The following is a 25,726-nucleotide window of genomic DNA, read 5'->3' as shown; positions in this document are numbered from 1 at the left end:
CCATGGAAAATAAAAAAACAAATAAAAAATTCACCCTGATATTCATCGCTTTTTTGGTGTTAGGCATCAGTTATGGTGGCTATAAATACATTCACTCTTTATCACACGAAACCACGGATGATGCCCAGTTAGCCAAAAAAATGAACCCAATTATCCCTAGAGTCGGAGGTTACATCACTAAGGTTTTAGTTAAAGATAATGATATAGTTAAAAAAGGTGACACACTTTTTATCATTGACAACAGTGATTATATTGTAAAAGCCGAAGAAGCTAAAGCGGCATTATTGGCTGCAGAAAGTAATCTGGAAGTAGCCAAAGCCGATATCGGTTCAGCCGAAGCCGGAGTTTCGGTATCTAATGCCAATGTACAATCGGCTTACGGAAACATTGAAACGGCCAAAATCCGATTGAGAAGAGCTACGGCCGACTTTGAACGCTACAGCAATTTGTATAAAAACCATTCGATTACCAAACAACAATTTGAGCAAGCGGAAGCTGCCAAACAAGAAGCTGAAAGTCAGGTTCGCATTTTACAAGAACAACAAAAGGCCTCTTCGTTTCAAAAATCGGTGGCTGCCTCTAAATCAAATGTGAGTTCTAAACAAGTTTTAGTGGCTGCGGCCAATGTTAAAAAAGCCCAAGCCGCTCTTGAATCCGCAAATTTAAACTTGGGTTATACTGTGGTGACCGCATCAATTGACGGACAAGTATCTACCATTGATATTCAACCCGGACAATTGGTACAACCGGGACAATCTTTGTTTTATATCGTTAATACCAATGAAACATGGGTAGTAGCTAATTTCAAAGAAACCCAATTAGACAAAATGCGTCAAGGCCAAAAAGTAAAACTGAAAATTGATGCCTTCCCGGGTACCGAATTTGAAGGTGAAGTAGCTTCATTCTCTCCGGCTACCGGTTCTAAATTCTCCCTTTTGCCCCCAGACAATGCCAGCGGAAACTTTGTAAAAACCGTACAACGATTACCGGTTCGAATCAATTTTACCCAAAACAATGATAAAGAAAAACTACAATTACTCCGTTCCGGAATGAATGTGGATGTAGATGTAATCTTAAAGTAAAATTCACAACTCACCATTCACAATTAAAAAATGGCAACAGCAGCAGTAGTTCAGGATGATTTAGTAGAATACGGTTTCCGACGTACCATTATTACCATTACAGCAGTGCTTTGTGCTTTGCTTGAAATTGTTGACACTACCATTGTAAACGTAGCGTTAAACAACATGCGTGGTAGTTTAGGAGCTTCGCTTACCGATGTGGCTTGGGTAATTACCGCTTATGCCATTGCCAATGTAATTGTGATTCCGATGACGAGTTGGCTGTCACAACAATTTGGTCGCAGAAACTATTTTGCTGCCTCTATCATCATATTCACCGTAGCCTCATTCATGTGTGGTAATGCCGACAATATATGGGAATTAGTCGCTTTTAGGTTTATACAAGGATTGGGTGGTGGTGCCTTATTGGTAACCGCTCAAACCATCATTACCGAAAGTTATCCTTTAGAGAAACGAAGCATGGCACAAGCTATTTACGGAATGGGCGTTATTGTGGGACCTACCTTAGGGCCACCTTTAGGAGGGTATTTAGTGGATCACTTTTCCTGGCCGTATATTTTTTACATCAATGTGCCTATCGGAATTATCGCTACTTTGTTGACATTAACTTTTGTCCGAAGTCCGAAATATGGCGAAAAACTAAAGGCCAATCAGGTAGACTGGATTGGAATTGTATTGCTTTCCGCTTTCATTGGTTCGCTGCAATATATTTTAGAACACGGACAGCAAGACGATTGGTACAATGATGCCACAATTACCGCATTAACCGTTGTTAGTGGCTTGGGATTATTTTTCTTTATTTGGCGACAGCTCACATATAAATTCCCTATTGTAAACCTGAAAGTACTCAAAGACAGCAATCTACGAGTAGGTGTTGTGATGAGTTTTATCATGGGATTCGGATTGTATGGTTCTACCTTTATCATTCCTATTTACACCCAGTCTATTTTGGGTTGGACAGCCACAGATGCCGGTTTATTATTAGTGCCAAGTTCGATTACAGTTGCTTTTATGATGCCAATGATTGGAAAACTGATACAACGTGGTGTGCCGCAAACTTATTTGGTAGCCATGGGTTTTCTGGCATTCTTTATTTTTACGTATTGGATGCAAAACATGATGACTCCTGATACCGGCGAAGAGCATATGTTTTGGCCGCTAATCATTCGTGGTTTAGGTTTGGGATTGCTTTTTGTACCAATCACTACCCTTTCGCTTTCGGCGTTAAAAGGAAAAAGTATAGGCGAAGGAGCTGCTTTTACCGGAATGATGCGTCAATTGGGCGGTTCGTTTGGGATTGCTATTATCACTACATTCTTGGCTCGTTTTGGGCAGGAACACCGCGTGAATTTGATTGCCCATTTAGACATGACGAAAGTAAACGTACAAGACAGAATACATGCTTTGCAACGAGGTTTTATGGCCAAAGGATTCAGTCCCGAGGTTGCCTTACAAAAAGCCTACAAGGTATTAGATTTTGGTGTAACCAAGCAAAGCACCGTGCTCTCTTATATGGATGTGTTTCTCTATTTAGGGGTCTTGTTCCTCATTTGTATTCCGTTTATCCTTTTGATTAAGAAAGGAAAAAACAAAGTTGACGTAAGCGAAGCCATGCATTAACCCGCTAACTTACAATTTATTAACAATTTATATCTTTTCTGAAAACTATTTGCTAAATTTGGTTTAGAGCAGTCAAAACAACAACCTTTAAATCAAATCATCATGGGCATTTTTGGTAATAAAGAAAAGAAAATCATCGAAGAGCTTCACAAGAAAAGTGAAGACCACTGCAAAGAAATCAGCAAAGAAATCGATGAATTGTTAGACGAATTAAAAACCGATTACGATGAAAATCGGGAAGTAGTTAAAGAGTTCTCCTCTTTTGTAGATGAACTGAAAACAAAACTAAGTCCGGAAGACGCCAACAAACTACTCGACTTTTCCAAACGACTAAGCAAAGTAAAACGGTGTGCTAAAAAAGGGGTCGAAGCCATGAGAGAATTAGCCCGTGACCAACGCAAAGTAACCAGAGAAACCAGCATGGAGTATGAAGAATACTTCTATATGAAATAGTAAAAGCTCCCAATAGGGAGCTTTTTTTATGCTTTCTTTTTAAATTATCTTGTAAATACCAAAGTATTCCCTTTACTCAAATTGGCATCAAAAGCATATCCTTCATAATTGAATCCTTTGATATCCTCCAACGTTTCAGCATTGGTATCAATGATATATCGCACCATCATACCCCTCGCCTTTTTGGCAAAAAAACTAATCATCTTGAGTTTCCCATCCTTGTAATCTTTGAACTCGGGTGTAATGACCGGCACTTTGAGTTTTTTGGTATCGATGACGTCAAAATATTCATTACTGGCTAAGTTTAGGAATAATTCTCCTTTGACCATTTCGGCATTTAGCGATTTGGTAACGGTTGTTTTCCAAAATTCATATAGATTCTTGTTTTTACCGACAGGCAACTTGGTTCCCATTTCCAAACGGTAAGGCTGAATTAAATCTAAAGGCTTCAAAATACCATACAGCCCCGAAAGAATACGCAATTTGTTTTGCAATACTTCAATCTTTTCCGGTGGTAAAGTATAAGCATCTAACCCGATATAAACATCACCATTAAAACCATAAATAGCTTGGCGTGCATTTTCAGGTGCAAAGGGCGTTTGCCAATCCTGATTGCGTTGCCAGTTCAATTCGGCCAGCTTATCTGAAATATCCATCAGCGCCGACAATTGTTTGGGCTTTTTCTTTTTCAGTACTTTTTGAATCGAATTGGATTGCTTCAAAAAAGCAGATTCAGTATATAAAGTGGTGGGAACAGTAGTTTCAAAATCTAAGGATTTGGCAGGCGATATAACTATTTTCATTTGGTGACTTCTTTAGTGGTTCAAAAATACAAATTCAATACTGAAAACCCTATACGGCAAAATGAATTGTTTGGATGTAGTGATGTTATAACTCTTTTTAAAAATTCTGTAACAATATAACAACAGAGCAATAGTAGCTTTGTTTTATCTTTTCACAGATACAGTACCGTTTAAACTCTTTGTTTTATGAAAAAATTATTTTATTGTTCGGCATCATACTATTAGTTTCCTGTAAAAGCAAAAACCCGGCTGTAGATAAGACCATCGAAGTGCTGAAAATAGAGGAAGTGGAAACTGTTAAAAAAGACAGGGCTTATGAATTGGGCAAAAGAGTATTAGAAGCCTGCAACACCTCTCGTTTTAAAGCTTTCAGCAGTAGCGAAGCCACCGAAAAAGTGCGTCAGAACGCTACCAAAGAAAAAATATCCGGCACTTGCCAAAAGATTAATCAACGTTATGGAAGATACAAAGGACTTACTTTACTTGAAGTTACTCACAACAAAGTAACTGATGAATATGTCTTCCGCTACAGCATTGATTATGAAAAGAAATATTTTAAAAAGGAATTGAAAGTCACTATTAATGCCGAGAATAAAGTAGCAGCCATTGCCACTAATGAAATTCCGACCAAACCAATGTAACTTGCCCTAGCCTTTTAATTTACAAGTAAACAACTTTGGGTTTTCAAACTTGGTCAATTCTAAATTGCCATTCTTATCATATGCATTCCAAGGCGAATTGGCAAAAAAGTATAAGCTATCTCCTACCAGTATGGCTTGCGCCGGTTCATTAAATTCGGAGCGATTGTTGTCTACCACTTTATAACTTTCAATAGCGTTTTGTGCTTTGTTGAGTTGAAATTGCACTACTCGTATGGGTTTCACTCCATTCTGAATAACCACTAAACTATTGGCATAAAATACCATCCCGTCTATACCTTTAGCACTGGTATCTTCAGGAAAGCCAAGCCATGTTTTATTTTTGTCTGACACTGAAACCATCAAAATTCCTTTCAAATAATCGGCAACAAACATTTTACTTTCATCATGGTTTAAGGTAATACCCTGCAGATTATAGCCCTCATTTTCCAGGGAAAGCCATTCCGAAAGCATATCATTTTCAATTTTATAAATCATGGCAGTACCGCTATCAGATACATAAACCGTATTGTTTTGGGTTACGACTAAATCGCCAAACACATGGTTGCCTTGCATCGGAAATCGTTTTACAATTTGCTTGGTTTTAATATCCACTTTCAAGATTTCAGCCATGCCTGATTGTTCTTTGGTGTATCGCTCCATTTCGGGTAAAGCCGTTGTGGCTACCCACAAATACTGTTCTTTACTATCGGCTTTGGCGGCAAAAACCGCTAACATTCCGGCATCAGTCAACCAATCTGAACATTGTCCGGTTTTAAGATTGAAAGTGGCAATTTTTCTTTTTCGAATACTGGTTACCAACCATGTTTTTGATTTTGGCAAATAAGTAAGTCCTTCCGGATGCAGATCTTTTTCAGTCAAGGAAACTACTTTTTGTGATGTTGCTATTGTAGCGTTTTGACGGGCTTTTAATTGGATAAGTTTATCATAGCCCGGGGAATCTTTCAGTCCGTTGAAATCGGAATCTTGTTCAAATTCGGTCCCGCTATTCATTAGAAGAACTTGTTTTAAAACGGCCAACCATTTATCATTGTTGCCATTCAAGGCATAAGCCGAAGCCAAATTATAAGTATAAGTAGGATGATAAGGCCGCAGACTGTCTAATTTTTGAGTCAGTTTCAAGTAGGTGGCATAGTCTTTAGCTTCGTAAGCTTTGATACTGTTATTGTACAACTCTCTTTGTGACTGAGCCTTGCTGTTGCTTCCCATTAACAAAAGAAAGCCGACCAAATAGATTGTCAACTGTTTCATCTTTACCGTTTTTAAAAGTTTGAAGGTTAGTCGTATAAAAAAATCATTTATTACAACTATGAGAAATATGCGCTTTAAAAAAGGCAAACACTTCTACAATCAATTGCAATAATTCATATAAAAATGTAAGATTTTAGATAATTTTTTCTTACTTTTATCAAAAGTTAATCCAAATGGAATGGAGTGCTAAAATCATTATTCACCATGCCGAGTCAAAAATTGCCGTTTCATTCGAAAAGAATGCAGCGCTAATTGACCGTATTAAACAATTCAAAGGTCGGTATTGGAGTTCAACCATGAAAGCATGGCTCTTACCCGATACCGAAGAGAACCGAAAACATTTTGGTTTGCCCCTCGTGACCGATTTATTGCCAAATGAAGACGGCATAAAAGCGCTGTACAATTATAAAAACTGGATGCGTTCTAAAAGATATAGCGAAAGCACCATTAAAACTTATATGGAAGCTGTAAAATCTTTTCTAACGTTTTTCAACAAAAAAGCCACAAGCGATATTTCTAACCAGGACGTAATTATTTATAACAATAACTACATTTTAAAGAATAATTTATCCGCTTCATACCAAAATCAGATTGTGAGCGCTATCAAGTTGTTTTTTATTACCGTTCAAGACCGAAAAATAGAAATAGAGAGTATACATCGACCAAAGCGGGCCAAAGTGCTACCTAATGTTTTGAGTAAAGAAGAAGTAAAAAAGATTTTAGAAGCACATAGCAATATCAAGCACCGAGCTATGTTAAGTTTAATATACAGCTGTGGACTTCGTGCCGGCGAGTTGTTGGCATTAAAACCATATCATATTGATTCAAACCGACAGATCATTTTGCTAAAAAACTCAAAAGGAAAAAAAGACAGAATAGCCCCTTTGAGTCCTAAAATCCTTGTACTTCTTCGTGATTATTATAAAGATTACAAGCCCAAAACATATTTATTTGAAGGTCAAACAGAAGGCAAGCCCTATGATGCGCGCAGTTTGCAAGTTATTTTAAAACAAGCATTAACAAAAGCAAAGATAGATAAGCCGGTTACTTTGCATTGGCTGCGTCACAGTTATGCCACCCATTTATTGGAAAGCGGCACTGATATACGCTACATTCAAGAGTTATTAGGACACAGCGCCAGTAAAACAACAGAAATCTACACCCATGTAAGCACCAAAAAAATACAACAAATTAAAAGTCCGTTTGATGATTTGTAAAAAAAAGTACCTATTTTTGAAAAACAATAATACGAACAAAACCTTCGGCTATCCACCCACATTATGTCTTATACCCGAAGTTTCATTTCGCATATAAACTAGTTATAGCCAATTATTTATGCACGTTAAATACAACTTTTCACTTTCTTTAGTTCTTATGTTGAATATAAGCCTATATTCTCAGAAATCTTTCATTAGTTATGACAAAGTTAAGGTTGAAAATATAACTTCAATCGAAGAAAGTTTTAATTCTGTAACATATCAATCAAAACATGAATATGTACAATCGAAAGAGGATTCAATAATTCGCTATGGAAAACTCAAAATTTACGCACGCCCTGAAAATAGATATTTTGGCAAAGTTAATGTCACCTATTTTTATTTAAAAAAAGATAGTCTCGTTAGAGAAATAAATTATACATGGAAAAATCCAGAGAAAGCAAAACTGAAAGATTTTAGCAACCAATTCGATAGAATGGTAACGAAGGTTTCGGAAGATTTAAATTTACCTGTTGGAGACCAGGGTAAGCTAACAAAAATAATGGATAGTTCTGTCGGCGATATACCAACTGAAATTACTCAAAGAAAAGTGACTTGGAAATACAAAGATGCAGAAATTAAAATCATAATGATTTGGAGCGAAAAGCATGGCGCATATTTGGATACGGAAATAGAATGGGAAAAATAACTGGCTATAACAGCGGTTTCGCGCAATAGCTGCAATCGATTTTCCTTAAACGGAAAATCGAAAGGAAATTTACATATCTTTACAGCTAACCGCTTACCTTCCCGCCACAGACGCGAAGCCGCGGTACGTTATGTGTGATTTTTGCCACCTTAAAAAAGACCATTTATGAAAATAATAATCAAACTTACTATTCTACTCATTTCTCTTAATTTATTTTCACAGGAAAACAAACCGAAAATTGATTACATCAACCAAGAATCAATTATAAAGGTAAGACTTAACGGAAGAGCAGATTTAAAGATTACAGATTGGATTAACAATGTGCCCGAAGACAAAAAATTGGACGATAAATTTATAGTTGTCAATTTTTGGAAGTCAGGATTTAATTCTGGTTCTTTTAGTATTGAGCATATGAACGATTTACAAGCTAAATTCACTAACAAGAATTTATATTTTATTACATTAACAAATGAAAAGCCTGATTTGATAAAAAAAGCTCTAAAAAATTACCATTTAAAATTTAATTCAATGATAGCTTCAGACCAAAGAAAATTAAATTCATTCTGGACTGGTGGTATTAATACCTTATCATTACCAATAGCAATATTAATTGACAATAAAGGAATAGTGAAATGGATTGGAATGCCACAAAACTTGGATGAAAAAATTATAAATGATTTTGTAAATAACAGATTAGAGCCTTACGATGTTTACAGTAAAATAAGAAAATAAAAACCACACATAACAGCGGTTTGCAGCAATAACTGGTTTACTTTCTTACTTCACTCCTATTCCTCACGAAAAATATTTATCTTTAACAGAAAATAATCGGTTCGCTGGCTTCGTTACTGCTTCAAGCCGCGAAACGTTAGCTGTAATGTTAAAAAAACAGAACGTAATAAGATGATATTAAGCAATTTAAAAAATAAAATTTACAATTTTTTCAACATACCAAAAGACGAATTTAATCTAAATGAGTTAAATGATTATTCTCTAAAAGTTTATAAATATTTAAAAAAACATCATAAAGAATTATTAAAAAATATAACATTAGAAAAATCGAATTTTGGAAAAAAGTATATTTTACTTGAACTAAAAACAAAAAATGAAAATGCGGCTGGTAATTTATTCTTTGAAACTGAAAATAACGAATTAACTGTTGGCTTCGATAGTTTTCACAGCCATTATGATAGTTTTGCAGAACTGAATATCGAAAATGAACTGAAAAATGCGCTGGAAAATTTTCATAAAATATTAAAAGACGAATTGTTTGTTGTTTCTGCTGGTGGCGGAGCTTCAACTCTTTTGACAAAAGAAGAAATAGAAATTATTGAAAGTGGGAAAAAACTTGAACATTTCAATTATGATTGTATTACTTATTATATAACTTCGTGGAGCGGAAAACACGACAGAACTTTTAAAAACCCAAATTGAAAAAGAAACATTGAAAAATAAAAACACTACAGCTAACAGCGGTTTCACGAGATTGCGAAAAATGTAGTCTATCGACGTACATCTTTCGCAATTATTTTCTACTTTAGTAGAAAATACGCAGTCACGAACTTCGCAACCTCGTGAAGCCGCAAAACGTTAGTGGCAAGTTAACCTGAAAATCGTAAATTCAATAACTTAATGCAACACTTTTAATTTTTTAAATTTGTTGTATATGAAAGCAAAACGTAATCGCTTAACCCTTGCTGAACGTGTCGTTATTCAGACATTACTACAGGAAAACAAATCAATATCATACATCGCTAAACGACTCTCAAGAGACAGATCTTCTATTCACAGAGAAATCAAAAAATGGGTAATCAAACCAACTGATAAATACAATGCAGAGCTAGCTCAGTTTTGCGCAAAAGAAGACTATCTCAACAAAAGAAATCTGGATAAAATAAACACGCATTTTAAACTAAAAGTATTTGTTTATAAAGGATTATTAAGTGACTTCTCGCCCGAACAGATTGCCGGAAGTATTAAAGATATTTATCCTAATGATCCTGTAATGTCAATATCACACGAAGCTATTTATCAACACATTTACAGACATCGTCAATCAAGGTTAGGAAGAAAATTAATAGCACTTCTACCCTACAATCATTCTAAAAGAAGAAAGCACAGAAAGTACGGAACTAAAAGAGTTCGAATTCATGATGCTGTTTCAATTGAACAAAGACCATTACACGTAGAAAATAGAATCGAGATTGGCCACTGGGAAGGTGATACAATTGTTGGACTTGGACAAAAAAGTGCCATTGCAACTGTTGTGGAAAGAAAAACCAGATATACACTTATTCTGTATCTAAAAGACAGAAAATCAGAAACTGTAACGCAACAAATGGCTGTACATTTAAACAGCTTAAACCCCGAGATTAGAAAATCAATGACCTATGACAACGGAATGGAAATGGCAAATCATAAATGGCTCACATCACAAACCGGAATGGATATCTATTTTGCACATCCTTACTCGCCCTGGGAAAGAGGAACCAACGAAAATACTAACGGGCTTATTAGACGCTATTTCCCAAAGAAAACAGACTTTAACAACATAACTGAACAACAACTCAAAAACGTGCAGGAAAAGCTTAATAACAGACCTAGAAAAGTGCTTAATTATAAAACTCCAAACTATATGATGGAAATTGAAATAAGCAAAATAAAATATCAGAATTATAAACTAAATTAATAACTTTGAACATAACCAAAATGACCTGATGTTGCATTAAGGTCTTGAATCCACCAATCGTACATAAATGACAAAATTTAAGATTTTTTTTCTCACAATAATCACTATGATTATGTGTAATTGTACCAAAAAAAAAGATTCTGAAATTAGTCTTAATGGAATCTACGGAATGACTAAATATTTTGAATCAAAAAATACAAACTCTGATTATGTAGAAACTTTTTTATTGCAAATTAAAAATAATAAAATAAAAATATTCGGAACTGTTCAAACTTGGGGAAACGATTACAATTACAAGTTGAATAGAACAAAGGATACAATTTTAGCAGAAAATAATATTAAAATATTTAGAAAAGGAAATGATAATAACGTTATCTACGTTGAAACTCGAATTGACAACAAAACTGAACAAATTGAATATCAAAAAATTCCAAATATTGAAAAAGTTATTGATGAAAAAGGAATAAATAGTAATCAATTATCCAAAACACTTAACAAAATAATGATTGTTGGAAAATATAAATTTGATGGAAAAATTATCGATTTCAAAGAAAACGGAAAAGTTGACAACCTAAAATATTTCCATAATTTTATAATTAAACCAAGATTAGGAACAAATACTTATTTTGATGATAGAATAATCGAAACTGAAAATGGAATGTGGAAATATGAAAAGAAAAATGACAATTTAATTTTGACTAAATACTCAAGCAAAAGAGACGAATATGAAATGTACATTTTAGGAGAACCGAAAATTGAACTTGAAAAAATAACCAGCCACTAACAGCCGTTTTGCGCTATTGCGAGAAAAGTGCAAAATTGACGTTTATCTTTCGCAAGAAGTTGTATCTTGGCAGAAAATACGCGGTTCCGAAGCTCGCAACAGACGCAAAGCGGCGAAACGTTACAAGCAATATTCACACACGATGGGCATATTCGACATATTTAGAAGAAAAAAAGTAGAAAAGATACAAGAGAACGTAATCGAAGAAAATGAAACTGGAATTTATTTTCACGAAGACACTTTTAACCAAGTTGAGTTTCTGCCTCGTGAAAATAAAGAATATCTTGAAAGCGAAAATGAGAAAATTGAAAATTTTGCTGTAGAAAATTTTGATGGTCATGGATTCAAAGATATTTATGTGCGAGATGAAAGTCCAAAAACAATTGCTGACAAAAAAATAGATTTTGAAGAGCTTGATAGAATTCTGTTATCACTCGGGCTTGAAAAGGTATCGGAAGTTTATGAGGGTTATGGTTCCGCAAAATGGAAGTGTGAAAACACTTTCGCTTATATTTTTGACGGAGCAGAAATATTTGTTTCTTTAGAGGACAATTTTGTTCATGATTTTTGGGTTGATGGATTTAGATTTCATGAAAATGATGAAACTAAAAGCAAGCTGAAAAGTATACTGTTTAAAATCGGTAATGAAATGGATTTAATATTAAACGATTGGGATTTAACAGTCGTAATAGATTTAAAAGATGAAAGTGAAATTGAAAAATATTTAAACGAAGAATTCTAAAATACTGCTTGTAACAGCGGTTTCGCGCAATAGCTGCAATCGATTTTCCTTAAACGGAAAATCGAAAGGAAATTTACATATCTTTACAGCTAACCGCTTAACCTTCCCGCTACGGACGCGAAGCCGCGGTACGTTATAAGCAACCTTTTAAAACCCTGCAATGATAAAATATCTATTTATTCTCTTATTAAGCTGGACAACTTTTTCACAGAAAAAAGATCAAATAGAGATTGACGGTTTAACTATTGATCCAAAAATTGAACAGCAAGTAAAAGATCACATTAAGGAATCAAAAGAATATGGAGAAATGAATTCAATAATTCAAATTTATGAAAATCCACTTTTAGGCGAATTCTTTGAAAATGACACTTTAAGTTTTAGTAATAACGATATCGATAAAAAGTTAATATTTAAGTCATTTTATTACTGGAGAAATGGAAAGTTAGGAATAGATGGAGCATTTGGCATTTTTGGTGGAAATGGATTTCATATAAGTTTTACAAATAACGAAGCTAAAGTTTATCATATGCTGAGTTCAGACGATTTTCCAACTTATGCATACAATGAAAAAGATAGTTTAATCGATCGATTAGAAGTTCCGTGTACTGAAACAAAAATTATATTATCTGAAATCCCAGACAAACAAAAAAAACAGATAATTTACGGTTATGTAGAGTTTAAAAGTGATAATTATTACTCTGTTAGTGGTGGTTACATAGAGGGAGAAACACCTCCAAAAAAGAAGTACAGAAATAACATGAGAATATATTTTAAATCTGGATATTTAGAACTTTAAAAAAAGGCTGCTTATAACAGCGGTTTCGCGCAATAGCTGGTCAGCATTACGCCGGAATCCTAACGGATTCCTGAAACCTTGTCTTCCGCATACTATTTTTTCTTAACTTGCCGCTACTGCGCAAAGCCGCGGAACGTTACCGGCAACCAATAATCACGAATCAATAAATGAGTAAAACCGAAGATAAATCAGATAAGCTTAGCCTATTAAATTTAATTGTTTTAATACTTTCAATATATGTTTTGGGAGCATTAATTGTAGATTCTGTTTATGTTCTTCCTAAAGAGACTTCTCTCCTACTGAATTATATCGATAATGGAATTTGCGCTTTTTTCTTCATTGAATTTTGTATCCGTTTTAAACAAGCTAAAAACAAGATTAAATTTATGCGTTGGGGTTGGATTGATTTAGTTTCCTGTATTCCAATGATTGAGTATTTACGTGCCGGAAGAATATTGAGACTTATTCGTTTACTGAGAATTGTTAGAGCATTTAGAACTACAAAAAATGTAGTAGATCATATTTTTGCAAACAAAGCAAAAGGTGCTTTTACTTCAATTTCTATTATAGCAGTACTATTGGTGATATTTTCTGCAATCGCTATTCTTCAAGTTGAAAACGACCCAAATAGCAATATTAAAACTGCAGAAGATGCTATTTGGTGGGCTTACGTGACGATTACAACTGTTGGCTATGGAGATAAATTTCCAGTCACAACAGAAGGCAGAGTAATTGCAGCCATTTTAATGACAGCTGGAGTTGGTTTATTCGGTACATTCACAGCATATGTTGCGTCATGGTTTGTTACAGAGAATAAACAAAACGAAGAAATTAAAAACAATTAAGCAATTGGCAGCCGGTAACAGCGGTTTCGCGCAATAGCTGCAATCGATTTTCCTTAAGCGGAAAATCGAAAGGAAATTTACATATCTTTACAACTAACCGCTTACCTTCCCGCTACGGACGCGAAGCCGCGGTACGTTAGTAGCCATTTTAGAACACGTATAATGAAAAATACAACATTGAAAATACTACTTCTATTGATTTTCAGCATGACAAATACTTATGCTGGATGGTATAAATGTTATAATTATGAAGGTACAATTGACAAATATCCAATATCCTTCTCTATTCAAATCACAGAAGATTATTTTGGAGAAAAAGGAAAAAAAGATTTTAATATCAATGGAATATATAAATACGACAAACACAACAATCCAATAAAACTTGAAGGTAAAATAGATTTTAAAACCAACAAAGCATGTATATATGAAGTCATAAATAATAAAAATACTGCTGCTTTTGAATTTTACTTTTCTGAAAACACTTTGAATGGAACTTGGACAAATCTAAGTACCAAAAAGATATTGCCTTTACATTTAAACTTTCTTTCAAAACTCGTTGATACTTCTGAAGAAGATAAATTTGAGAATATTGAAATTATACAATTAAATTCTTTGCCTGATTATTATTTTATTGGTATTTATTCAAAAGTAAATGGAGAAAGTAGGGCAAAAATGGATAGACTAAAAATTATCAGAAAAAATGACAATTCCATTTTTCAAATTTTAGATTTTTCAAGTATCGAAACCGAGACAGGCAATGTGAGAACAATCATATATGACAATGTTGAAGTAGTAGACGTTAAAACCAAAGAATTAAGTATATGGAATAATATAGGAAGAATGGGAGGTTATTTAACTGTGAAATATAATTTTAAGAAAAACAAGTTTAAAGTAAATCCTAAACCGACAATTGATGGCACAGAATGAAAAACGGCTACTAACAGCGGTTTCTCGCTATTGCTGGTTTTTATTAAATTGAACTTCTTTCTTCACGAAAAACTTTTATCTTAGCAGAAAGTACGCAGTTCGCTGGAATCGCAACAGACGAGAAGCCGCGAAACGTTATAGGATAGTTTAACACATACTCAAAAATATTACGGAACAAATGAAAAAAATAATTATAAAATCGACTTTAATTGTTATACTCTTAAGTTTTGTTGGGTTTCATAATACCATGAATGCGCAATCCATCGCTGCCAGTGGCTACCGTTCCGTGTTCCTGTGCTCAACCGGCACTGTAAAAGCGGTAGGGAGTAATGCTTACGGCCAGCTTGGCGCCGGGGTTACCACTAACCAAACCACTGCAGTAGATGTACTGGGAGTATCAGGTATTACCCAAGTTTCAGGAATGGGTTTCCATACCATTTTCCTTAAGAATGATGGCACTGTTTGGGTCACCGGTAATAATAGCTATGGGCAACTTGGCGATGGTACCAATGTGCATAAAAACATCCCGGTGCAAATTCCCGTGCTTAGCGGAATCATAGCGATAGCCGGAGGCGGGTATCATTCTCTTTTTCTCAAGAACGACGGTACTGTCTGGGCTGCAGGGTACAATATTTCCGGACAGCTGGGCGACGGTACCACCGTGTCAAAAAATACACCGGTGCAGGTAGTGGGGCTTAGCGGAATTACAGCCATAGCGGCAGGATTTTACCATTCGCTTTTTTTGAAGAACGACGGTACCGTATGGACCGCGGGTGGAAATTATTCGGGAGCGCTTGGCGATGGGACCGTAGTGTCCAAATCTACCCCGGTACAGGTTTTGGGGCTCACGGGAATAATTGGAATAGCCGGGGCAATGAGCACTCTGTTTTCGTAAAGGATGACGGTACTGCCTGGGCAACAGGCTACAATTATTTTGGCGGGCTGGGTGACGGCACCACCGTTGATAAGAGTACTCCGGTACAAGTACAAGGGCTTTCCGGTATTACCGCTGTTGCAGCCGGAAGGAGTCACTCGCTTTTCCTTAAGAGTGATGGGACCGCCTGGGCAGTAGGATATAATGGCAATGGGCAACTTGGTGACGGTACCACCGTGAACAAGATCACGGCAGTACAGGTACCCAATCAGACCGGTATAGTTGCGATAGCCTCAGGCGAATACCATTGCCTTTTTCTGAAAAACGACAACACCGTTTGGGGCGTGGGCCTGAATGACCCGGGGCAACTTGGAGATGGCACCATAACCACCAGAATCAATCCTATCCAGATACCAAACATTTGCAGTGTATCTTTAGGCGTAGCAGAAAATCCTGAGGACAATACAGTTGCGGTTTACCCGGTTCCCTGTACTGATCGGCTGTTTATATACGCCGAAGAATATCAGGATACAACAGCAGAAATATTCAATTTACAAGGGCAGTTAATACAAAGTATGTCGTTGAAAACAAATAAAACGGAATTACAAATTATCGATTTTAAAAGTGGAATTTATTTTGTTCAAGTAAAAAATTCAAAAGGAATGATAGTAAAAAAAATACTTAAGAATTAGTCTTTAACATAAGCTAAACCATCCTATAACAGCGGTTTCGCGCAATAGCTGCAATCGATTTTCCTTAAACGGAAAATCGAAAAGGAAATTTACATATCTTTACAGCTAACCGCCTACCTTCCCGCTACGGACGCGAAGCCGCGGTACGTTATGTGTAATGCCCAGAAACCAATATGAAGTCTAGAATATTCCCTAAAGAAAGTTCAAATTTTAAATCAGAATTTGATTTTAACCAATTAATAGAAATACTAAAAGAAAATACTCTTGATGGAAGTTTGAGCAGTACTGCTTATAACACAAGTAAAAAGTTTATCGGAAGTGTGGAAGAAAGAAGTTTTAAAATAATTTCATCATCAAACCGAACATCAATGTTTTGTATTTTTGAAGGACAGTTGTTAAATGAAAGTAAAGAAATTTTAATTATTAAAAAGTTTCATCCTACTTTCAGAAACTTATTTATTTTCTGGGCAATAGCAATGCTTTCAATACTGATTTTTCTACCAGGAAGATCAAATCCAGTAGTATCACTGATAATGTTTTTCGCATTTGTTTTATTTCTTAGATATTTGCTAATAACAGTATTATACAGAAAATCTCTAGAAGAAGGAATGGAAAAGTTAACTGATACTCTAAAGTTAACTGAAAAATGCTAAGCACTACACATAACAGCGGTTTCGCGCAATAGCTGCAATCGATTTTCCTTAAACGGAAAATCGAAAGAAAATTTACATATCTTTACAGCTAACCGCTTACCTTCCCGCTACGGACGCGAAGCCGCGGTACGTTATAGGCAATGCTAAACCAACTTTTAATTCGAGATTATGTCTATTAAGCAATTTTTGATTCTTGGCTTTTCACTTTTACTTTCATTGGCAATCTTTTTAAACATTCAATATTCGAAAAGTACTGAATTTCAAAAAAACAATAAGCCAATTGAAAACTACAGCATTGTAAATCTACGCCACTCATATTCTAGTAAAATGTCTAGCCACATAGACATAAATTATAATGGAAAAGTATATAACGTTGAAGTTAATAAATCAAAAGAATTCTATGCAGATGTAGAAAAAGGTATAATTAAGCCAAAGTTTTATTATGTAAAAGATAAAGACAAAGTTTTTTTTGAAAATCAATTTGTTCCTTTTCCATTTGTTTATCTCACTTACATTGCGGCATTTATTTTACCAATAATAGGTTTTATAGTTTATAGAAAAGAATTAAATAATAAATATTCAACAATGTAGTTGAATTTAGAAAGCACTGCCTATAACAGCGGTTTCACGCAATGGCTGGTTTTTCTATCTCGGAAAATACTCAGCAGATTGAAATTTTGATTATCTTTCGACTTAAATATAAACGTCGCCGCCACTGCGTGAAGCCGCGGCACGTTATGGGCTATGTCCCCACACAAACTAAACAGAAATGAATCAGAAGCTAATAATAATTTACAGCACAATATTAATCTTAATTGTTGCCCTCTTTACTGGCTTTCCATTTGAATTTTTTGATATAAACATCGACAGAATTGCAAATATCATAGCTATTATTATCGTTTTATTTACTTTTTATAAACTCATAAAATTATCAAAAGCTTTAAGTGGAAAAGCAATAAAATTGACAACCCGAATAATATTATTTTTAGTGTTTGCTTTATATTTTTTGAATGGTATTTGGACAGTTTTCTTTATTACATCTAACTACTATCCAATGTGGCAAGATTTAGAAATAAATACAAACTCAAATAACGAAAAAATAATAAGTGAGTGGAGAGAAACGAGCGGTTCGCTTTATGATTGGAGATACAGAAAAGTATATTTTGAAAACAAAATCTTTAGAATTTCTGTAGATTATGATAAGGAAAAAATGAATGGAGAATGGAATGTTTATGATGTCAGAAAAAAAACAACGACAAAAAAGAAGTTGAACTGAATAAACACAGCCCATAACAGCGGTTTGGCGCTATGGCTGCACCCGATTTTCCGTAGCCGGAAAATCGAAAGCCGGAAATTTTCATATCTTTACAATTAATCGTTAGGCTTGCCGCCACAGACGCCAAGCCGCGAAACGTTATAAGCCATTTAAAGCTTCTCTATAAAAATCACATTATGGATAAAACCGAAATAAACCTTAATATTCTGAATCAAATTTCAAATGAAAACCTTGAAATTATTCGTCAAGATGCGGAAAAGAGATTTGACAATATTGATAAAGCAAATGACACTCTCATTTCAAAATGTAATGCTCTTTTTCAAGTTGTACTTGCTTTGTTAATTTCTTTGATTGCTTATCTAGCAAATAAGTTCATAGGAAATTCGCTCCTAGATAACTTTATAATTCAGATATCCTTACTAATTTTAAGTTTTAGCTTCGTAACATTAATAATGACTTATAAAGTCCTTTTCCCCGAAGCATACAGAATGAAAGGAGCAAAACCATCTTTTCATATTCAAGAAGATATCGAATGCGAGGATAAGAAGAAGCAAACTCAAATAATTTTAAAAAACAGTATTGAAACTTTAGAAGGCTCAATTATGCATAATTTGTCACTACATAAAAAACAAGCAAGCAATTATAAAGCAGCTTGTCAAATTTTTATGCTTGGAATTGGAGCAACAATACTTTATACTATTATTTATAGTTTTATTTAAGTTTCTGTTTTAACCACAGTATCAGTATCCTGTCTAGGTTGTGGCGGTGGCGGTGGTGCTGGATTAGGCTTATCCGCTTCGTGTAAATTATACATATCATCTAAATTTAATTAGTAAAGATAAAAATTATTACATAACTTAAGTAAGAATTTAAACGGCTTATAACAGCGGTTTCGCGCAATAGCTGCAATCGATTTTCCTTAAACGGAAAATCGAAAGGAAATTTACATATCTTTACATCTAACCACTAAACTTCCCGCCACTACGCGAAGCCGCGGTACGTTAGCAGTAACCATAAACAACATTTGCTTTAAATGAACTTTTTAAAAAAAATATTCAACACAAAACAAACTCAAAGTTCAGAAAATATTAATCTAACTGAAAAAGAGATTTTGCAAATGCTAGGAGATGCTATATGTGATGTTGGATATTGGAGTTGGTGGACAAGTGACTTGCCAAATATTGTCCAAATTGAATTTGGAGGAACTCAACTATATTTTCCGCCTAAAGACAATTCAGAACCACCAAACTCACAAATTGCAATTCAATTTATAAATCCTAAATCTATTAGCTTTCTTTCTCTAAGCAAAGTCGGGGAAAACAATTCTGAAAAATGGTTTAATCTTTTGCACGAGGACAAAATGGAATCCCAAGTATGCAGTTATGACAGTTTTACATTTGTTGATGAAAGTGAAATGAAACGGATAATATCACACGCAAAAATTACAGATACTATACTAGGTTATCCGCCAACTGAGGAATCATTTTTCAAGGAAAATTTTAAACTTACTTTTTGGGCTGGTGAGTTTGGATTTGCAGTTTCATCTGAAAATATTAAACTTTTGACACAAGATGGCGAGATAAAAATGGAAGAAATTCCAAGTATAAACTCTAACTGGTGGAAATATTGGAGAGAATATTGGGATTTAAAGAAAACCGAAAAGCCTTTACCCAAAAATTACGTATGCGAAGTTACAATACCAATGAAAAATTAATAATGGCTACTGCTAACAGCGGTTTCGCGCAATAGCTGCAATCGATTTTCCTTAACGGAAAATCGAAAGGAAATTTACATATCTTTACAACTAACTACTAACCTTCCCGCTACGGACGCGAAGCCGCGGTACGTTATATGCCATTTTAAAACACGTAATTACTAAATTAGAAACCATGAATAAAATCTATTTAATTTCATTATTACTTATTTTGATTTCATGTAAAAATTAAGATGAAGGAATTGAACGTTACGAGGCTGAAATTAGAAAATTTGAAACTCAATTAAATGGTTTATATGATGATTCTAAAAAGAATCCTGATAAAGTAATTTTTAAAGCAGATAGTTTACTCTTAAAAAACGAAACAGAAACTGACATTAAAAAAAGGGTTTCAGAAGATTTACATTATCTGAAAGCTGAATTATATTACAGACTTGGGAAGTATGACAAATCACTAAACGAATTAAAATTTGAAAAAGGCGGCAATGAAACAGCATTCATTTGTAATTATGTAAAGCTTAAGAAATTCGACAAAGCCAAAGCAATTTTGGATAGTATTCCAAATTATACGTTTAATACTTTTATCTACGCCAACTTTTATGAAACTGTTGGTAAAAAGAAAGAAGCTTTAGAAATTTATAAAAACATTCAGAAACAAACAGAAATCAGTCATTTTGTTTATTATAAATTGGCTGTTAAAAGGATAACAGAACTTGAAAAGCAAAACCCAACTTTATTAGACAGTGTTTATTTCGAAACAGGAAGACCTGACTTTAAAGTTTGTGAAGTAGATAATGAAAAAAGAATACGAGAAATCAAACGTGATAGCTTAAGAAAGCTAAAAAACAAAAACGGCATATAACAGCGGTTTCTCGCTATTGCTGGTTTTTCTTGAATTGTTCTTCTTTCTTCACGAAAAACTTTTATCTTAGCAGAAAGTACGCAGTTCGCTGGATTCGCAACAGACGAGAAGCCGCGGCACGTTATGGGCAATAATTCAGGACGTATATCTTAAACAAATGGAATATAAAAAATATTGGTCAATAGCAGATTTGGGAACCAATTCATTGAAAACAGACGAAGTTTGTTTATACATCGCAATCTTCTTCATTCTCGCTTTCATTTTAATCAAGAAGTTTAAAAAAGCTGATGACGATTATGAAAAAACAATCTTGCTTTGGGCTACTGGAATTATTGGAGTTGGAGCATTTTTGGGGTTTATTTATTTGAAGTTCTTTACAATTGATTATTCTGACCAAAGAGTCCAAAAATTACTGAACTCAAATAACGTAGGCAGAGTTGAAGGAGTTATTAGCAATTTTAAAAGATTTAGACCTTTGTCACAAAAAGGAGTTGTAACACACGAGAGTTTTGTTGTTGATTCGGTTGAGTTCTCTTATTCAGACGAAGTTCTTGGGAGATTTAACCGTTTTAGTGAAACTAACAATGGTGTTTTTAGGAATGGCTTGCCAGTAAAAATAACTTATGGAAAAGTAAAACATGAAATTTTGATGGTTGAAATTGGTGAAGGTAATTACAGCCCATAACAGCGGTTTCGCGCAATAGCTGCAATCGATTTTCCTTAAACGGAAAATCGAAAGGAAATTTACATATCTTTACATCTATACGCTAACCTTCCCGCCACTGACGCAAAGCCGCGGTACGTTATAAGCAAGCATAAAACCCAAAACTCAAAAAAGAACTTCAACTATATGAAAAAATTAAAAATAGTCATCACGTTTCTTTTAGTTATAAATTCTGTTCATACATTTTCCCAACAAACAAACAAAAGCATAAATTATATTTGTTATAGATATTCTCATTCGATGAGAATTCCATATAGCGAAGTAACTATAGAAATTTTCAAAAAACAGAAATATGCAATAGTTAAAGTACGCTCAAAAGCTGCGAACAATGATAAGCAATGGGAATATTCAAAAATTAAAAATGAATTTAAAGTTGACTTAAAAACATTTGAAAAATTAACTAAGAAGTTAGTACCATTACAAACTATTGAATTAGACAAAGGAATGGGATTTGATGGTACCAACAGCGAAATTGAGTTCGGAAATGGAAACAAAAACTTTAAATATAATGCTTGGACACCTGAATTGAATACAGATAAAAGAGGTCTAAACTATTTTCTAGACTGTTGTAAAGAGTTGATACTTTTAGGAAAGTTAGACCCAAAAGAAATTTTCAGGGAAAAAGGAACATAATGCCTGCTTATAACAGCGGTTTCGCGCAATAGCTGCAATCGATTTTCCTTAACGGAAAATCGAAAGGAAATTTGCATATCTTTACAACTAACCGCTTACCTTCCCGCTACGGACGCGAAGCCGCGGTACGTTACCACTCAGTTTTCCCGAACTTAACAAAACAAGTATATGCTGAGAATATAAAGATTTTCAAAATAGAAGTTTCACGACGGAAATAGGAAAAGTCAAGGCCTCAGAAAGAATATAGCATCCACGAAAAGAATTATTGAAACCGTAGAAAGAAATATAGCATCTGCAAAAAGAATTATTGTAACCGCAGAAAAAAATATAGCATCCGCGAAAAGAATTATTGTAACCGCAGAAAGAAATATAGTTACCACAAAAAGAATTATTATAACCGCAGAAAGAAATATAGCAACCGCAAAAAGAATTATTGTAACCGCAGAAAGAAATATAGCATCCGTAAAAAGAATTATTGTAACCGCAGAAAGAAATATAGCATCCGCAAAAAGAAATATGACATCCACGAAAAGAAAATGACAAAGTTTATGTGCTTATGTTAGTAGGAAAACCGAAGTGGTAACAGCGGTTTCGCGCAATAGCTGCAATCGATTTTCCTTAAACGGAAAATCGAAAGGAAATTTATATATCTTTACATCTAACCGCTTACCTTCCCGCTACGGACGCGAAGCCGCGGTACGTTAGTAGCAATTAATCCGTCATCCAAAAAATAGAACTATGAAAAAATTAATTTCGATTATGATAATTTTTATTACAGTATTGTCATGTAGCTCTGATGATGGAAATAATTCAAAACTTATTGGGAAATGGGAATTTGATAAGACCATTGAAAATGGTGTGGAATATGATGACGCTGCATTACCTGGTTGTGATAGAAATTATTTCGAATTGAAAGATTCAGGAATAAAATTAGAAATTCATCATACAGGTTTTCCAGAAGCATGTAGTTTTGATACATACACAAATAACTATTTTTTAGAAAATAATATTATCAAGATTATTAATTCACCTGAGAGCACCTTTGAGATGAAAATTTTGTTACTTACTTCTACTACGCTAAAAGTAAGCATATATGATGGCGAAATGATTAAAACTTTTAAACGAATTGAATAATTTTAACTGCTACTAACAGCGGTTTCGCGCAATAGCTTCAATCGATTTTCCTTAAACGGAAAATCGAAAGGAAATTTACATATCTTTACAACTAACCGCTAACCTTCCCGCCACTACGCGAAGCCGCGGTACGTTACCGGCAACCAATAATCACGAATCAATAAATGAGTAAAACCGAAGATAAATCAGATAAGCTTAGCCTATTAAATTTAATTGTTTTAATACTTTCAATATATGTTTTGGGAGCATTAATTGTAGATTCTGTTTATGTTCTTCCTAAAGAGACTTCTCTCCTACTGAATTATATCGATAATGGAATTTGCGCTTTTTTCTTCATTGAATTTTGTATCCGTTTTAAACAAGCTAAAAACAAGATTAAATTTATGCGTTGGGGTTGGATTGATTTAGTTTCCTGTATTCCAATGATTGAGTATTTACGTGCCGGAAGAATATTGAGACTTATTCGTTTACTGAGAATTGTTAGAGCATTTAGAACTACAAAAAATGTAGTAGATCATATTTTTGCAAACAAAGCAAAAGGTGCTTTTACTTCAATTTCTATTATAGCAGTACTATTGGTGATATTTTCTGCAATCGCTATTCTTCAAGTTGAAAACGACCCAAATAGCAATATTAAAACTGCAGAAGATGCTATTTGGTGGGCTTACGTGACGATTACAACTGTTGGCTATGGAGATAAATTTCCAGTCACAACAGAAGGCAGAGTAATTGCAGCCATTTTAATGACAGCTGGAGTTGGTTTATTCGGTACATTCACAGCATATGTTGCGTCATGGTTTGTTACAGAGAATAAACAAAACGAAGAAATTAAAAACAATTAAGCAATTGGCAGCCGGTAACAGCGGTTTCGCGCAATAGCTGCAATCGATTTTCCTTAAGCGGAAAATCGAAAGGAAATTTACATATCTTTACAACTAACCGCTTACCTTCCCGCTACGGACGCGAAGCCGCGGTACGTTAGTGGCAAGATTTCGACACCCGTTTTCCAAAGATGAAAAACTTAATAATCATATTTCTATTTCTTTCAACCGAATTTGGATTTTCTCAATCGGGGAAATATGTCATGTGGGAATTTTATAATCCTTATGACGGCAGAAATTGCACTTCACAGTTTTCCAATTTGAACTTGAAGGAAAACAACACTTTCGTTTTGAACTTGTTTTACTGGAAAGAAGAAAAAGAAGAATGCAAAAAGATAACTGGAAAGTGGAAAATTGAAAATGAAACTTTGAGCTTAATTGAGGATAAAGTAATCCGTTATTATTTGATTAAAAATAACGCAATTGTTGCTCAAAAACCTGAAGGAGAAAAACTAGATTATTATTTTGAAAACTTAATAAACTTGAATTTTCTTTTGAAATCAAATGATGGCTCAATTGAAGAACATACAAAACAAAGTTGGTTAAAACAGAGTAAAAAATCCTGCCACTAACAGCGGTTTCACGAAACTGCTGGTTCACGTTAGTTTGTACTTGTTTTTTCCTTAAATTCGTTTTTTCCTAGCGGAAAAAACGCAGTTCCGAAGCCGCAGCCTCGTGAAGCCGCGGAACGTTAGCGGCAAGCTCACAAAAAATGCATAAATCTGGAAACATAATTCAATAGAAAAATGAAAAATTTAGTGACTTTTATCTCGATAATATACAGTATGAATTGTTTCTCCCAAACACCAAATCCAGATTTATTTCAGACTTGGTATTTATACGATTATTACTCTACTGATGATAATATACATCATCCTGTTTCCGCAATAACTCCTACTATATCTCCTGATATTACCTTCACAGAAACTTTAAATTTTAATGGTATAGGAGCATGTAATTCATTCAATGGAACTTTTAGTTCTCCATTTGATGATGTTTTATTATTCGAAAATTTTTCAGGAACCTTGTTGATTTGTAGTCCTTCTGAACATATGTCACTTGAAGGCTCATTTTTTTCTCTTTTACAATCTGGTGGACAATATTTCATTTCTGGAGAAGGTAATAATATGAGTTTGCTTATTTCTACACCAATTTTTAATAATTATGTATTTGGAAATTCTCAACTTAATTCTCCAAATTTTGATTTAAAGCAAACTGTAATATACCCAAATCCAACTGACTCCAAACTATTTGTCAATTTTCAGAATAATGTGATTAACAAAATCGAAATCTTAAATTCCCTCGGTCAAAATATCAAAACTATTAATGCTGGTTTCGACGTTATTAATATTTCTGATTTTGCTTCTGGATTTATTTGATGAAACTATATTCTGAAGGTAAAACAGTTACCAAAAAATTTACAAAGATTTAATTACCATAAAAATTGAGACAGCCAGCCGCTAACAGCGGTTTCACGAAACTGCTGGTTCACGGTAATTTGAACTTCTTTTTTTCTTAAATTCGTTTTTTCCTAGCGGAAAAAACACAGTTCCAAAGTCGCAGCTTCGTGAAGCCGCGGAACGTTAGCAGTTATTTTTGAGCGACCAAGAACTAAAAAGAAGCTTTAATGGAATTTAGAATTATTGAAACTTACCGAAGACATAATTTTTTAGATTTTTCCAAGCAAATAGTTGCTAATATTTTTCTATTTCTATTTGCAATGATTG

General features: G+C 34.2%; 30 protein-coding genes. 28 read left to right on the top strand and 2 right to left on the bottom strand.

Annotated elements, in window-relative coordinates; translation table 11 throughout:
• The first annotated feature begins 2 nt into the window (after nt 1-2).
• The 3 genes from GUU89_RS09585 to GUU89_RS09575 all read left to right on the top strand — a co-directional run bounded on the left by GUU89_RS09585 (nt 3) and on the right by GUU89_RS09575 (nt 3,155).
• Nucleotides 3-1,082 carry an HlyD family secretion protein gene (locus GUU89_RS09585; protein WP_162127703.1) on the top strand — a complete coding sequence of 360 codons (1,080 nt, stop codon included), beginning with the start codon at nt 3-5 and terminating at the stop codon, nt 1,080-1,082.
• 30 nt (nt 1,083-1,112) lie between these two features.
• A complete protein-coding gene (locus tag GUU89_RS09580; protein ID WP_162127702.1) occupies nt 1,113-2,702 on the top strand; it encodes an MDR family MFS transporter in 1,590 nt (529 codons plus the stop codon).
• A gap of 102 nt (nt 2,703-2,804) precedes the next feature.
• Complete coding sequence (locus tag GUU89_RS09575) at nt 2,805-3,155, top strand: hypothetical protein (protein WP_162127701.1); 351 nt, start codon at nt 2,805-2,807, stop codon at nt 3,153-3,155.
• 44 nt (nt 3,156-3,199) lie between these two features.
• Here GUU89_RS09575 and yaaA read toward each other — a convergent pair whose 3' ends face one another.
• Nucleotides 3,200-3,958, bottom strand: a complete 759-nt coding sequence (gene yaaA, locus GUU89_RS09570; protein WP_162127700.1) for a peroxide stress protein YaaA — start codon at nt 3,956-3,958, stop codon at nt 3,200-3,202.
• Nucleotides 3,959-4,137: 179 nt separating this feature from the next.
• Here yaaA and GUU89_RS09565 point away from each other — a divergent pair, with 179 nt between their 5' ends.
• Nucleotides 4,138-4,599, top strand: coding sequence for a hypothetical protein (locus GUU89_RS09565; protein ID WP_162127699.1), 462 nt, complete (start codon nt 4,138-4,140; stop codon nt 4,597-4,599).
• A 6-nt stretch (nt 4,600-4,605) separates the two neighbouring features.
• On the opposite strand, the gene GUU89_RS09560 is transcribed toward GUU89_RS09565, so the two are convergent.
• Nucleotides 4,606-5,868 (bottom strand): TPR end-of-group domain-containing protein, encoded by a 1,263-nt coding sequence (locus GUU89_RS09560; protein WP_162127698.1) that lies wholly within the window; start codon nt 5,866-5,868, stop codon nt 4,606-4,608.
• Nucleotides 5,869-6,041: 173 nt separating this feature from the next.
• Between GUU89_RS09560 and xerA the strand changes: the two genes are divergently transcribed.
• The 24 genes from xerA to GUU89_RS09440 all read left to right on the top strand — a co-directional run bounded on the left by xerA (nt 6,042) and on the right by GUU89_RS09440 (nt 25,378).
• Nucleotides 6,042-7,085: a site-specific tyrosine recombinase/integron integrase gene (gene xerA, locus GUU89_RS09555; RefSeq protein WP_162127697.1), complete on the top strand. Its 1,044-nt coding sequence runs from the start codon at nt 6,042-6,044 to the stop codon at nt 7,083-7,085.
• A 118-nt stretch (nt 7,086-7,203) separates the two neighbouring features.
• Entirely contained in the window at nt 7,204-7,773 is a 570-nt protein-coding gene (locus tag GUU89_RS09550) for a hypothetical protein (RefSeq protein WP_162127696.1), read from the top strand.
• A 165-nt stretch (nt 7,774-7,938) separates the two neighbouring features.
• Nucleotides 7,939-8,505: a TlpA family protein disulfide reductase gene (locus GUU89_RS09545; protein WP_162127695.1), complete on the top strand. Its 567-nt coding sequence runs from the start codon at nt 7,939-7,941 to the stop codon at nt 8,503-8,505.
• Nucleotides 8,506-8,676: 171 nt separating this feature from the next.
• On the top strand, nt 8,677-9,207 hold the full coding sequence (locus GUU89_RS09540) for a hypothetical protein (protein WP_162127694.1): 531 nt from the start codon (nt 8,677-8,679) through the stop codon (nt 9,205-9,207).
• Between the two features lie 232 nt (nt 9,208-9,439).
• Entirely contained in the window at nt 9,440-10,462 is a 1,023-nt protein-coding gene (locus GUU89_RS09535; RefSeq protein WP_162127672.1) for an IS30 family transposase, read from the top strand.
• Between the two features lie 67 nt (nt 10,463-10,529).
• Complete coding sequence (locus GUU89_RS09530) at nt 10,530-11,246, top strand: hypothetical protein (RefSeq protein ID WP_162127693.1); 717 nt, start codon at nt 10,530-10,532, stop codon at nt 11,244-11,246.
• Between the two features lie 142 nt (nt 11,247-11,388).
• Nucleotides 11,389-11,988 (top strand): hypothetical protein, encoded by a 600-nt coding sequence (locus GUU89_RS09525; RefSeq protein WP_162127692.1) that lies wholly within the window; start codon nt 11,389-11,391, stop codon nt 11,986-11,988.
• A 160-nt stretch (nt 11,989-12,148) separates the two neighbouring features.
• Complete coding sequence (locus GUU89_RS09520; RefSeq protein WP_162127691.1) at nt 12,149-12,784, top strand: hypothetical protein; 636 nt, start codon at nt 12,149-12,151, stop codon at nt 12,782-12,784.
• Nucleotides 12,785-12,951: 167 nt separating this feature from the next.
• Nucleotides 12,952-13,629 carry a potassium channel family protein gene (locus GUU89_RS09515; RefSeq protein WP_162127678.1) on the top strand — a complete coding sequence of 226 codons (678 nt, stop codon included), beginning with the start codon at nt 12,952-12,954 and terminating at the stop codon, nt 13,627-13,629.
• A gap of 162 nt (nt 13,630-13,791) precedes the next feature.
• Entirely contained in the window at nt 13,792-14,556 is a 765-nt protein-coding gene (locus tag GUU89_RS09510) for a hypothetical protein (RefSeq protein ID WP_162127690.1), read from the top strand.
• 178 nt (nt 14,557-14,734) lie between these two features.
• Complete coding sequence (locus GUU89_RS15010) at nt 14,735-15,451, top strand: RCC1 domain-containing protein (RefSeq protein WP_162127689.1); 717 nt, start codon at nt 14,735-14,737, stop codon at nt 15,449-15,451.
• Complete coding sequence (locus tag GUU89_RS09500) at nt 15,376-16,122, top strand: T9SS type A sorting domain-containing protein (protein ID WP_235922076.1); 747 nt, start codon at nt 15,376-15,378, stop codon at nt 16,120-16,122. Before GUU89_RS15010 ends, GUU89_RS09500 begins: the two co-directional genes overlap by 76 nt.
• Before the next feature lie 173 nt (nt 16,123-16,295).
• Nucleotides 16,296-16,775, top strand: coding sequence for a hypothetical protein (locus GUU89_RS09495; protein WP_162127687.1), 480 nt, complete (start codon nt 16,296-16,298; stop codon nt 16,773-16,775).
• Nucleotides 16,776-16,943: 168 nt separating this feature from the next.
• Nucleotides 16,944-17,366, top strand: coding sequence for a hypothetical protein (locus GUU89_RS09490; RefSeq protein ID WP_162127686.1), 423 nt, complete (start codon nt 16,944-16,946; stop codon nt 17,364-17,366).
• Between the two features lie 178 nt (nt 17,367-17,544).
• Nucleotides 17,545-18,051 (top strand): hypothetical protein, encoded by a 507-nt coding sequence (locus tag GUU89_RS09485; protein WP_162127685.1) that lies wholly within the window; start codon nt 17,545-17,547, stop codon nt 18,049-18,051.
• Between the two features lie 176 nt (nt 18,052-18,227).
• Complete coding sequence (locus GUU89_RS09480; protein WP_162127684.1) at nt 18,228-18,770, top strand: hypothetical protein; 543 nt, start codon at nt 18,228-18,230, stop codon at nt 18,768-18,770.
• Nucleotides 18,771-19,084: 314 nt separating this feature from the next.
• The gene (locus GUU89_RS09475) at nt 19,085-19,765 is read left to right on the top strand and encodes a hypothetical protein (RefSeq protein ID WP_162127683.1); all 681 of its coding nucleotides are present in this window, start codon (nt 19,085-19,087) and stop codon (nt 19,763-19,765) included.
• Nucleotides 19,766-20,312: 547 nt separating this feature from the next.
• Complete coding sequence (locus GUU89_RS09470; protein ID WP_162127682.1) at nt 20,313-20,627, top strand: hypothetical protein; 315 nt, start codon at nt 20,313-20,315, stop codon at nt 20,625-20,627.
• Between the two features lie 157 nt (nt 20,628-20,784).
• Nucleotides 20,785-21,312, top strand: coding sequence for a hypothetical protein (locus tag GUU89_RS09465; protein WP_162127681.1), 528 nt, complete (start codon nt 20,785-20,787; stop codon nt 21,310-21,312).
• A 165-nt stretch (nt 21,313-21,477) separates the two neighbouring features.
• The gene (locus tag GUU89_RS09460) at nt 21,478-21,984 is read left to right on the top strand and encodes a hypothetical protein (RefSeq protein ID WP_162127680.1); all 507 of its coding nucleotides are present in this window, start codon (nt 21,478-21,480) and stop codon (nt 21,982-21,984) included.
• 738 nt (nt 21,985-22,722) lie between these two features.
• Nucleotides 22,723-23,118, top strand: a complete 396-nt coding sequence (locus tag GUU89_RS09455) for a hypothetical protein (protein WP_162127679.1) — start codon at nt 22,723-22,725, stop codon at nt 23,116-23,118.
• A gap of 164 nt (nt 23,119-23,282) precedes the next feature.
• The gene (locus GUU89_RS09450; protein WP_162127678.1) at nt 23,283-23,960 is read left to right on the top strand and encodes a potassium channel family protein; all 678 of its coding nucleotides are present in this window, start codon (nt 23,283-23,285) and stop codon (nt 23,958-23,960) included.
• 170 nt (nt 23,961-24,130) lie between these two features.
• Nucleotides 24,131-24,571: a hypothetical protein gene (locus tag GUU89_RS09445; RefSeq protein ID WP_162127677.1), complete on the top strand. Its 441-nt coding sequence runs from the start codon at nt 24,131-24,133 to the stop codon at nt 24,569-24,571.
• Nucleotides 24,572-24,745: 174 nt separating this feature from the next.
• Nucleotides 24,746-25,378 (top strand): META domain-containing protein, encoded by a 633-nt coding sequence (locus GUU89_RS09440; protein WP_162127676.1) that lies wholly within the window; start codon nt 24,746-24,748, stop codon nt 25,376-25,378.
• Nucleotides 25,379-25,726 lie beyond the last annotated feature (348 nt).

The sequence above is a fragment of the Flavobacterium phycosphaerae genome (genome assembly GCF_010119235.1).
GTDB classification, from domain to species: domain Bacteria; phylum Bacteroidota; class Bacteroidia; order Flavobacteriales; family Flavobacteriaceae; genus Flavobacterium; species Flavobacterium phycosphaerae.
The sequence above is the reverse complement of the archived record's forward strand: the minus strand, read 5'-3'. Positions and strand labels throughout refer to the sequence as shown.